Annotated in this window: 6 protein-coding genes; 1 reads left to right on the forward strand and 5 read right to left on the reverse strand. The window is 33.9% G+C overall.

What is annotated here, in order from left to right; translation table 11 throughout:
• Positions 1–681 precede the first annotated feature (681 nt).
• The 5 genes from B6S12_RS09690 to B6S12_RS11165 form a co-directional block, all read right to left on the reverse strand.
• Positions 682–2,478, reverse strand: coding sequence for a ShlB/FhaC/HecB family hemolysin secretion/activation protein (locus B6S12_RS09690; RefSeq protein WP_245892649.1), 1,797 nt, complete (start codon positions 2,476–2,478; stop codon positions 682–684).
• 554 nt (positions 2,479–3,032) lie between these two features.
• Complete coding sequence (locus tag B6S12_RS09695) at positions 3,033–6,548, reverse strand: hypothetical protein (RefSeq protein WP_111230589.1); 3,516 nt, start codon at positions 6,546–6,548, stop codon at positions 3,033–3,035.
• A gap of 132 nt (positions 6,549–6,680) precedes the next feature.
• The gene (locus tag B6S12_RS10955; protein WP_181451031.1) at positions 6,681–6,968 is read right to left on the reverse strand and encodes a hypothetical protein; all 288 of its coding nucleotides are present in this window, start codon (positions 6,966–6,968) and stop codon (positions 6,681–6,683) included.
• A gap of 350 nt (positions 6,969–7,318) precedes the next feature.
• Positions 7,319–7,486 carry a hypothetical protein gene (locus tag B6S12_RS11160; protein WP_181451032.1) on the reverse strand — a complete coding sequence of 56 codons (168 nt, stop codon included), beginning with the start codon at positions 7,484–7,486 and terminating at the stop codon, positions 7,319–7,321.
• Positions 7,487–7,680: 194 nt separating this feature from the next.
• Positions 7,681–10,239 carry a hypothetical protein gene (locus B6S12_RS11165; RefSeq protein WP_220083649.1) on the reverse strand — a complete coding sequence of 853 codons (2,559 nt, stop codon included), beginning with the start codon at positions 10,237–10,239 and terminating at the stop codon, positions 7,681–7,683.
• A 973-nt stretch (positions 10,240–11,212) separates the two neighbouring features.
• Here B6S12_RS11165 and B6S12_RS11835 point away from each other — a divergent pair.
• Positions 11,213–11,350, forward strand: coding sequence for a GIY-YIG nuclease family protein (locus tag B6S12_RS11835; RefSeq protein WP_220083650.1), 138 nt, complete (start codon positions 11,213–11,215; stop codon positions 11,348–11,350).
• Positions 11,351–11,769: the final 419 nt, after the last annotated feature.

Below are 11,769 nucleotides of genomic sequence, written 5' to 3' on the forward strand. Positions count from 1 at the left end.
GCGAGCGGGAGTTCCACTCCCTGCACCCACCATACAAGCAAAGCGTTATCCACAAACGCAGTGCAGTGCAAAAAGCCCCCGTCCCACTTCGTTTCACTTGTGGGGAGGCTTTCTTTTATTTTTAACTTCGCAGAGGAAGTGAATTCCTCTTTGCGATGAAGGACACAAGTGTCCTTTCAAATCCCCTAAAGGCTCCGCGCCACTTCGTTTCACTTGTGGGAAAGCTTCGCTTTTAACTTCGCAGAGGAAATGAATTCCTCATTACGCGAGCGGGAGTTCCACTCCCTGCACCCACCATACTGCAAAGCATTATCCACAAACACAGCGTGGTGCAAAAAGGCTCCGCACCACTTCGTTTCACTTGCGGGGAGGCTCGCCCCCTCTACCATTATGAGATAACTCTTTAGATTGCTTCGCTACACTCGCAATGACACTAGAAGTGCCACATTGAGACGCACCACCACACCTAAATTCTAGTAGATGTGGTGGGGCTTTAGGAGTTTTAAGGGATTTTTCAAAAGGGTTAGCAATCTTTTGTGGTTGTGCCTCCTAGAAAGCACCCTACAATGTCATTGCAAGGAGGCAAAGCCGATGAAGCAATCCAAAAAAGAGATTGCCACGATTTGCTACGCAAATCTCGCAATGACAGGGAGAGGGAGCTCACCCATTTACACATTTCTTTTAGAAATATATTCCCGCACTCACATAGGCTCTTGCTCTATTTTCTCCATCTTCTGGGATTCCATCTGCACCTTTAAATTTATGAATCGCTCTTGCAAAATCTGCTTTTACATAAAAATGTTCGCTTGCATAAAGTAGCTCTATCCCTGCAGCATCTAAAAAATATTCATCCATTTGCTTATTTTCTTCCCATGCGTATCCTGCTTCATAAAAAGGAGTAATATACACATTAGGAATAGGTGTAGCATAGCGAAGCCCTATCATTCCATATCCCATGTTGCTCTTAGTTCCAAATCCATTTGGATAAGCCCTTACTCCATAAGCACCACCTAGCGATGAAGTTTCACTAGAATCTAACAAATAATTAAAAAGCACTTTTTGTAAATTAAAATTAAAAATCCCAGTAAGCTTCTCATGAAAGCTATATTGATTGCTCAAATACACATTAAGCTTTGTAAATTTTCCCATACTTAAAAGCTGTTCTGCAAAATCATTATCCGGCTTTACATTCCCATGATACACCTTTACACTATAGCTTAAAGTATTTTTCTCTATACCGCGATAGACACCCTCCCAACCTATATTAAACACATCACTATGTTTTCTGTTATCTAGCGTGCTATATCCAAACAATGCCTCCATTAAACCCGGATCCATAAATGTATTTCCATAATTATCTTCTAGCTTTTTATGAGAATAGCCTGCAACTGCATAAAGCGAGTTTGTAGAATTGATAAAAAACGGATATGCCACATCTACACCAAACTCTGTAGAAGTTCCATAAGGCTTTAGCGCATCATATCCTTCTCCTCTTAAACTATAGTTTCCCTTATTCACTTTTGGTGTTATTTTTAAATTCCCCCAAAAAGTGCTATAAGTTGCCCCATAGTTTAGCTGATCTTTATCACTTCTTTGCACCATTGTATTTAGCGTATCGCCCATTCCTAGCACATTATTAAAGGTTGTTGTTGCACCTATTCTAATTTGTCCTGAACCCTCTGTCCCATAGTTATCTGCATAAAGCATTGCACTTGCTTTTGTGCTATCTTCTACTTCTATAACCACATCGGTTTCTCCAAAATTCTCCCCCGCTTGAAAAGCTCCAAGTGCTTGAATTCCTGAATTTTCGTTAATTTTAAAGATTACATCCTCTACATCTTTTGTTTTTAAAATCTTTCCCTTTAGCGTATCATTTAGCTTATGATTGATTGCAAAATCTTTTAAATGATTAGAGCGATTATTTACAATATATTTACCAAGCTTTCCAAATACAATATTTACTTGTATTTCCTTATCTATCTCTTGTTGTGGGATATAAGCAGTAGCTGATGGATATCCGCTATATTGCAAGTAAAAAGATACCGTATTTGCAATACTTTGCAAAGTTTTTACCGATAAATCACTCGCTTTAAAATCCACAATAGATTCTTGAAGCATTTTTTCATCAATACCAAGTTCTTCTAAAGTATATCGAGTATCATCTGCTTTTTTGTTATCAATAACAAATTTATATTTAAAAATATCCTCTTTAACGGAGGAAGTTTTATTTTCTTTTATATTATTTGTAGGCTTTTCTGTATTGATAATATTTTTATCCTCTTGAGGTTTCACAGGTGAATTTCTTGTTTTTAGTTGGTTTTGGATATTTTTGTTTTGTGGGGTATCTCTATAAGGAGAAGTGTTTATCATCTCTCCTAATGCTCTATCCTTTTTATAATCATTAATATCAGCCACTAGTGTATCAGCCACTACTAAATTACTTAAAAATAATGGTAGCAATAAAGTTCTTAATCGCATAAATGTTTCCTTTAGTCTAATTTATTTGTTCTTGCTTTATAAGAAAGACAAATCTTTTTTCTTTATTGTTAATTCTCTTTGTATTTATAAAAAGAATAATTTCCCTCATAAAAAAGATTTCTCTACTTTTAAGCAAGCTAAGCTACTACTAACACTCTATAAACTTCTCTTATTGATAAAACAAAAAGAAAAGCTAACTTCCCAAAAGAAGTTCAAGGAGGCTCTAAATGGGAGAAAAGCCCCCTTGAAATTCTTTTTGGTTTGCAGAAATGACAAGACAGGAAGTCACTATAAACTTCACTAGTTCGTAGCAACCTCAAAAAGAAATACCTAAGATTAGGTTACTCTTTTAGATTGCTTCGCCACACTCGCAATGTCAAAGTGGGATGCCACATTGGCACACCACCACCTTACCACCACAACTAAATTCTAGTAGATGCGGTGGGGCTTTAGGAGTTTTAAGGGATTTTTCAAAGGGTTAGCAACCTTTTGTGGTTGTGCCCTTTGTAAAAATTCCTTAATCTCTTAAATGCTCACCCATATACGAATTTCACTTAGATTCTTCCAGCAGAGCATGGATTATGTGTCGTAAATCCATCTGAAACAATGCACAAACTTCCACCCTCTTGTCCGTCTGTATATTCAATCTCTTCTTGCTCTATTACATCTTTTTCTTCATCTTCTTCTTTTAGCACTAGCACAGAACCTCTTTCATCTTCTATTAAATCTGTATCAGGAAGACTTGGTGTAGGAGGATTAATACCATCTAAATCACTTGTATCTGGCAAAGTAAGCGTTGCTCTAGTTCCTTTAGAATCTTTTGTTGCAAAATCTGCAAAGATTGTTAAAGAACCGCTAGAGTTTGCAAAATAGCCATTATCTGCACTATCATACTTGCCATCCTTACCATTTCCGCTAAAGTCGATTCCATTTAATCCATTTTCAATACTTGCATAACTTGCACCAAGCTTATTTTTTAAGAATGTATGTGTGTTATTGATTTTATTTGCTCCACTTTTATAAGCAGGTTCTTCTAACGCCAAAATCGTATCGCCATTTGCTTTCATAAAGCTATTATAAGCTTCTGCTGCAAAGATTAGTTCTGCTTCATTAGCACCTGTTTGATTTTCTTGGTAATTTTTATAAGCTTGTCTTAATCTCTCTGTTACAGATAAATATTCGTTCTCTATTGCCTTATAAGCGTCCTCTAAAGCACCATATTTCTTATTAAAAGCCTCATAAAAGCTTACATAATTCTTATAAGCTTCTTCTAGTGAGTTACCACCCCAATTCTTAATAAACTCCTCTTGTAATTCTTTATTATTTTTTAAATCCTCTTGCATTCCATCAACATAACTCAACAAACTTGCAAGTTTTGCAGTATATTCTCCTAAAGCCTTACCACCATTTTTATAATTGCTACTGCTATTTTTCAAAGAATAATGGATTGTATTCTCATAATCTGGTCTAGTATTATCCACATTATCTTTATCCCCTACATTTCCATTACTTGCCACTTCACTTATGAAGTCTAGAGTCTGATAAAGAGAGTTAAATTGTTCTAGTTTCTGTTTCTCTTCTGCCGTTATTTTATCCTCAGGTATATCTACATATTTTTCATACTCTGCTTTTGCTTTAGTTGCTAGTGCTTCTACAAAATCTACAAAATTCTTACCTTCTAAATCGCTTAAGGAAATTTCAATCTTTGTATTTTTGTCTCCTTTGTAATAAAAAGTAATCACACCATCATTTGTATTTAAATCTAGCTCATAGCCACTATTTTTAAACTCATCAAAAATATCTTTTATGCTTTCCTCTACACCTGCATAATCACTATCATCTAGCTTAATTTGTGTAGGTGGAGGAGTGATACCATTGTCTATTTTCGATTCTTTATAATAGCCATTAAAACCATTAAAATTATCAACTTTACTAAGAGCAAAATTAGGATTATTTTTAATTAATCCGCTGATAGTATTTTTGCCAACCATATCAAAACCTTCAAATACCCCATCAATCCTAGCTTGAATTGCCGATTCTTCATCGCCTTGAATTAAGATTTGATTATTGCTTGCACTTTGAATAGCAACATCTAATAAACTGCTATTACCCATACTAAAAGAACCACCGATAAGTCCTCCTGCTCCCGCATAACGCTTAAGATTAGTTTTCTCACTGCGTTTATTGATAGCTTGGATGCTTGCAGCTTTATCTAAATCAATTTTAATACCGCTTAAATCTTTAATAGTAATTGCATTACTAATATTGCCAATCAATCCTCCCGCCATCATTGCACTTGAACTAACCCTAGCATCATCTTGTGTCTTTTCTGCTTTAATACCTCCATTAATATCTATATAGATATTTTGGAAACTAGCACCAGAATTTAAAACACCTACAAATCCACCTGCACCACCAGTAAACATTGTCAATTCTTCATTAGTGGTCACATTTACATTTCCTAGATTTTTAATATCAATATCTTTAAATACAAGATTACCGCTACCGCCAGCAAGCACTTTCCCTACAAAACCCCCTGCACCCACTTCTTTACCAAGTCCACTATTTTTATTTTCAGATACATCATTTGCTTCAATATTTCCAATACTGTCTAATAAAATATTTTCAAAAGTTACTTCTCCATTGCTAATGGCTCCTACAAATCCACCCACACCTAGTGCAGGATTTCCACTAGAGGCATTACTTGTCATAGAAATAGAATTAAAATTTTTCACAGAACTATTTTTAATAACAACTTTGCTATTGCCCTCGATACTACCTACCATTCCACCAAGAGCAGAATTTTTGTCATTAGCTGTGCTCGCAGAAATACTTCCATTTTTCCCATCTACATGCACATTATCAATAGTTCCACCTTTCATTACCGCAGCGATGCTTCCGCCAGTTTGCACTTCTCCAGAAAATGCTACACCCGACAAAATAAGATTAGCAATTGTCCCACCTTCAACAATACCAAAAAGTCCCGTATATGTGCCACCACTACCAATCTGTGAAGTCAATGTAACATTTTCCAGCTTATATCCCCCACCATCAAAGATACCCTTAAACGCTTGATTATTAATCCCTACTGTATCTGCTTTTTGCCATTTAAAATCAATATCATTTAATAATCTCACAGTTACATCATCGCCCACCTCTTGCAAATTGTATTTATCTGGATTATTCCAAGCCTCTGCAAAGAAATTCCATTCAGTCGTGTTTTCCAAGGTAAGAGATTTACGCCAATCATTCCCTTGCGTGCTAATCAAATTTGAATCATTAAAGAATGTATAGCCTTTTCCACCATCATGAAAATTTTTCATCGTATCTTCTTGATAGCCCCTAATGCGTGCATTTGCTTCTACTTTGATAGTTTTACTCATCAAAGGATTTTTGATTTTACCCATATTAACATACACATAATTTCCATCAATAGAAACATTTGTTTTGTTGTTTCCATTATTTTCAATCTTTCCTAGTTCTACTTTATTCCCTACTAGTTTAATTTCATTAGCTTGGATTGTGCCTAGATTTACCAAATCTCCTTTGTTTTGTTTAAAGTTACTTGGATAGAAAAAGTTATAATTTTTGCTTTCATCACTATTATTTGCAAATGCTGTAATCTGACTTGCATTTAATGCCATACTTGAAAAGCCAAACTGATTAGCCCCATTGATAGCCCCATCTTTTCCTATTGTCATTCCAGCAGGATTAATAATAAAAATATTATTGCCATTAGCGTTTAAATCTCCATTGATTTGAGAGGTTTTACCTTTTAAATCAATGTTTAAAAATGTTCCACCACCATTCCCTTTTGTTTTGTTGTGGAAATTTACATCCTCTCCTTTATTAATACCAAAGCCACCACCCCAGTTAATCACATAATTATTACCGCCACCTGTGCCTTTAATACCAGTAATATCCATACTTCCTTTACCTGAAGTGATAGTCCCGCTAGAACCATGTGTAAATTTCCCACCACTTGGAAGTGCATATAAAGATTGTTGTGCTAAAAATATACTTGCTACTATACTAATAGAAATTTGCTTTTTAATTCTATACCCTGACATTATTTCTCCTTTATTTTTATTTTATTTTCTTCACTTTTATGTTATAGTGAAAAACAAACTTTTAAACCTTTAAAACCTCTTCCCCATTAAGAAGTTTTAGGAGGGATTCTAAAATGGGGAGATGAATCCCTCCTAAAGCTTCCTAATATTTTTAACTTCGCAGAGGAAGTGAATTCCCCTTTGCGATGAAGGACACAAGTGTCCTTTCAAATCCCCTAAAGCCCCCGTCCCACTTCGTTTCACTTGTGGGAAAGCTTCGCTTTTAACTTCGCAGAGGAAATAAATTCCTCTTTGCGATGAAGGACACAAGTGTCCTTTCAAATCCCCATACTGCAAAGCATTATCCACAAACGCAGTGCAGTGCAAAAAGGCTCCGCGCCACTTCGTTTCACTTGTGGGGAGACTTCGCCGATTTGTCATTGCAAGAAGCAAAGCAACAAAGCAATCCAAAAAAAGAGCCTACTTAGACTCTTGGTTATTCTTTTAGATTGCTTCACTTAATTTGCAATGACATTTAAACACCTTACAAGGCAATTCTTTAGATTGCCACAGCAATTACATCTCCTCACAATGACAAGGCAGAATATCACTGCTATGGGATAACTCTTTAGATTGCTTCCCTACAGTCAATAACTCTAAAAACCTTGCAATCATAAGATGCATTATTTCTAAAAACAACAATCAAGAACATATAAAGAACATAGCCTATTAGGCTACAAGAGGGTTCTTATATAAATGGGGAGAAAAGAACCCTCTTGTAGCACAATGTTTTATTTTAACTTCGCAGAGGAAGTGAATTCCTCATTACGCGAGCGGGAGTTCCACTCCCTGCACCCACCATACAAGCAAAGCGTTATCCACAAACGCAGTGCAGTGCAAAAAGCCCCCGTCCCACTTCGTTTCACTTGTGGGGAGGCTTCGCCTCGCGTCCTTGTCATGGGCAAAGCCTTACAATGACAAAGTGGGACGCCACATTGGCACACCACCACCTTACCACCACAACTAAATTCTAGTAGATGCGGTGGGGCTTTAGGAGTTTTAAGGGATTTTTTAAAGGGTTAGCAACCTTTTGTGGTTGTGCCCTTTGTAAAAATTCCTTAATCTCTTAAATGATTACCCATATACGAATTTTTTATAGTTCTGCATATATCTCCTTTCCATCTTCGCTTAAGCTAAGCCTTGCTTTTATTGCTTTAGTTCCTTTTAGGCTAGAGATATTTTTAAGATTAACAAGGGTTTTGTTTTTGCTAATCTGCTCTAATAGTTGTTCTACTTGTCTGCTATTTAAAGCATTTCCATTAAAGTCTGTAAAACCATTTTGGCTTTTTATAAGAGTAAATTTACCTTTGATATTTCCTTTTGCATAAAGATTAAAAACTCCATTTTCTGAAAGATTAATAGGAGTTTCTACACTCTCTAAAATCGCTTCATTTTTCTTTAAATTTTTATTTAAAATAAAGCTATAATATTCAAAGTTATTGATTACTCTTGCTTTTAGATTTGCACCTGCTATTAGATGATTTTTTTCTCCTAATTGTGCAAGTGAGGGTGCTGGAAGTGTAACAATATCTTTATGTGTGGTATAAGCAGGTATTCTTATAATGCTTCCTGAAATTGCATTTAATAGAGTGTCTTTATGGATATCCACTTCTCCACCAATATAAAGCGTATTTCCATAAGAGAGTGCTAGATTAGAATCTGCATTTGGGATAGCTGATGCTGCAATATACAAATAATCTTCTTTAGCATATTTACCAATACTTAAATCTTCAATACTTAAAAGGTTTTCCCAAGCACTCTGTCCTACTCCACCAACAATAACAAGTCCTGCATTCTCTCTATCTGTATTAAAAGAAACATTTTTAAGAAGTATTTTGTTATTTCTTGCTTCTACTTCTCCTCTTATACCATACATATTAAGCGCACTTGTAGAGTAATAATTGCTTGCACTAAAGGTATTATTTTTAGCTAAGTTAGTAGCACGGATATACATAGAGCTTTCTTTTTCTTTGCCCTCACCTGAAGCTTGTGCTTCTACATTGTGATAGCTTATGCTATTCCCTTCTAAATTCATTGCTTCAATTCCGCTTCTTATGTCCTTTCTACCAAAGACATTATTTAGAGTGATTTTATTATTCTTAGCATTCTCTGCATAGTGGATAGAATCTTCATAGTTTTCTTTATCTGTAGTATAGATATATAAAGGCAAGGCTACTTGAGAATCTTTTATAGAAATTACATTATTATTGGCTTCTCCACTTAATGTTCTTGCTGCAATAATTTCTACTTTATCTCTTGAATTTGTTGTGCCAGTGATTTGTGTGAGATTATTTACAATACTTACTTTATTGTTGTTAGCTCCTAAAGTTCCATACCCTGCAATAAAACGCAAGATGTTTGCTCTTAGGTAATTTTCTGAAATCCCAAAGGGCTTTGTTAAATCAATACTAATGCTATTATTGTTTGCCACTCCATCATTAGTGCTACCTGCGATAAAATCTAGCACACCTTGCACTTTAATCTTGCCTTCTGAATGTGTTGCTTCAAACTGTTTAATGGTGATTTTATTATTAAGTGCATCACCTTTGATTGTTTTTCCGCCAAAAAACTCCGCAAAAAGCAAGGCATCATAGAAATTAGGTGTATTTGCACTATCTAGTCGCAAATCTAAATCAAGATTATTTACATTTAAAGTATTGTTTGAAGCATTATAGGGCTTACCATCTGTGCTATCTACAAATGCACCTGCTACATGTGCAGAGGCTGAAGAGGAATAGCCTCCTCCCTTACCATGCACTATTAGGCTTCCCCCCTTTAAATCTACAATATTGCCCTTTACTTCTCCATTATAAGCATAGCCTCCAATAATATGAGAAATTCTTCTATCATAAACGCGTTTATTATTTTTATCAAGCTTATAAGGAGCTGCATGGAAGTCTAACTTAGCACCTTCAATAAAGCTTACTTTGTTATCTATTGCACTTCCTTTTAAGCTAACACCACCGCTTAAATAAGGCGCACCATTTAATGTAAGCGTATAGGTATCTTCTGCACCCATATTAATATAAGACTTGCTTCCAATCTCTAAATAATTGCCTCTTGCTACACCCTCTTGTGTAAGAGCAGGAGTGATTAAATATCTAAAACGATCCTCTCCGCTCTCTTTAAAATTTGGTGCGGGCAATTCTCTTGCGTCTTGATTGTGTAATTCTGAAGGCTTTAGATAATAAACAGAGCTTACCTCTCCACTTTTAAAAACCAAGCGGTTAGAATTCACATCTCCTTTGATAGAATGTGCGCTCACCAAAAATGGAATATGATAGACTGTGCTATGCTCTTTTGTAGTGTGGATATTTTCATGCAAGCATTGTGTTTTTATCACCTCTTTAGTATTAGGTGTTAAAATATCAAGCTTAGCAACCATAGAGCTATAATCATAAATTTCTTTAGGATTATCAATAATCAAAGTTTTATTAGTAATACTTCCTTTAGTTTTAAGGGCACAATAATTAGCACCCTCTAGTTTTTTATAACTTTGTGTTTGATTATCCCATACTTGATTATTGTGATAGATAGTATGTGGAACTTGAACCGTATTGGCATCAATTCTTTTTACATCATTAGCATTAGCCAACACTAAACTAGGCGCTAAAATAGCGCATAGAATATAAGAAATCTTAAACTTTATCATCCCATTTTCCTTTAAAAAAAGACACACAAGATAAAGTAAAATAAAAACAGAATAGCTTTTTAAAAAATTAAAAAGGCTATTCTGTTTTAAAGAGTAGAATATAAAATACATACTCTTTATTACATAAATCTTGTAGTTGATAAAGTAAAAAACCTCTCCCCATGGATCTTTTACATTTCATCTTTAGTGTGAAATTCATAAAAATATTGTCAATATTTTTATTTGTTGTAATCATAAAATTTTCTTAATTAATCAAAACTTATAGCAATAATCATATAGATAGATAGATAGATAGATAGATAGATAGATAGATAGATAAGCGTAATTTAGGGTATTTTAAGAATAACTTAGACAGTGAAATTTTAAGAAAAAATATTTTTATATTTGTTACTAATATACTCATAATTTAATTAAATGGAGATTTATTTATCACATAAGATTATTTTAATAAATATTTCAAATAAAATCTAAAAATATGTCGCTAAAGTATAAATTTTTTTAATAATATATCTTATATTAGGGCTTATAGAAGGAAAAGAAATGTTTAAGCTTTATGGATAATTTTATATTTTTTATACAATAAACTTAAAGCAGATTTTTACCTATTATAATCCTATCTTTTTATTGTAAGCAGTAAAGAGATATATTATTACAAACCTTTTCTTTTTATCCTTGTAAATTCCTTCTTTTTTTGTCATTACAACTCTTTTTATTATTGTAAGCCCCCTTTTTCTGTCATTGCGAACAAATATGTAATATTTGCGTGGCAATCTAAAAGAGTAACCAAAAAACCCTAAACACCCTCTATAAACTGCCACGAATTACTTGCATAAGCCTTGTAGTGACAGAACAAAAAATGTCATTGCAAGATTTACTTATGCAAATCGTAGCAATCTAGCGATATTATAAAGAACTTTCTATCGTGTCATTGCGAGCGTAGCAAAGCAATCTAAATCTCCCAAAAAACTAAAATATGCTACAATACCTAAAAAGGCTAAAATTAAATAAGCAATATTATGTCTATATTCTCTTTAATAAACCAAATGGAACTCTATACATAGGCATAACAAATAACTTAATAAAAGAATTTATAAACACAAAAACAAATTGATAGAAAGTTTTACCAATAAATATAAAATTAACAAACTAGAATATTATGAAATTTATGATGTTTAAAATATAATACAAAGAGAAAACAACTAAAAGCAAGAAATCATAAAAGAAAACTAGAGCTAATAAATAATACAATTCCACAATAAAAAGATTTATATGAGGATTTAATTTAAACTCTTGGTTGTTTTCTTAGATTGTTTCAGTCTAAAGGCTTTGCAATGATAAAGCAGAATGTCATTGTAAGACTCTTCCCCTCTGTCGTTACAAAGAACAAAGCAACAAAGCAATCTAAAATCCTCCTTATATTCATACTATAAACTTTCATTATTACAAGAAATCCATCATTTTTAAAAGTTTAATTTGTCTTTTTATATCAATCAAGCAAACTCTACCTTATTACTATTCTAGATACTTAAA

Source organism: Helicobacter valdiviensis (genome assembly GCF_003245365.1).
Classification (GTDB): domain Bacteria; phylum Campylobacterota; class Campylobacteria; order Campylobacterales; family Helicobacteraceae; genus Helicobacter_D; species Helicobacter_D valdiviensis.

What these genes read in the sequence shown, in the direction of transcription:
- B6S12_RS09690 (WP_245892649.1), bottom strand. Translation starts at nt 2,478, where the DNA reads ATGCGATTAAGAACTTTATTGCTACCATTATTTTTAAGTAATTTAGTA.
- B6S12_RS09695 (WP_111230589.1), bottom strand. Translation starts at nt 6,548, where the DNA reads ATGTCAGGGTATAGAATTAAAAAGCAAATTTCTATTAGTATAGTAGCA.
- B6S12_RS10955 (WP_181451031.1), bottom strand. Translation starts at nt 6,968, where the DNA reads ATGACAAATCGGCGAAGTCTCCCCACAAGTGAAACGAAGTGGCGCGGA.
- B6S12_RS11160 (WP_181451032.1), bottom strand. Translation starts at nt 7,486, where the DNA reads ATGACAAGGACGCGAGGCGAAGCCTCCCCACAAGTGAAACGAAGTGGG.
- B6S12_RS11165 (WP_220083649.1), bottom strand. Translation starts at nt 10,239, where the DNA reads ATGATAAAGTTTAAGATTTCTTATATTCTATGCGCTATTTTAGCGCCT.
- B6S12_RS11835 (WP_220083650.1), top strand. Translation starts at nt 11,213, where the DNA reads ATGCTACAATACCTAAAAAGGCTAAAATTAAATAAGCAATATTATGTC.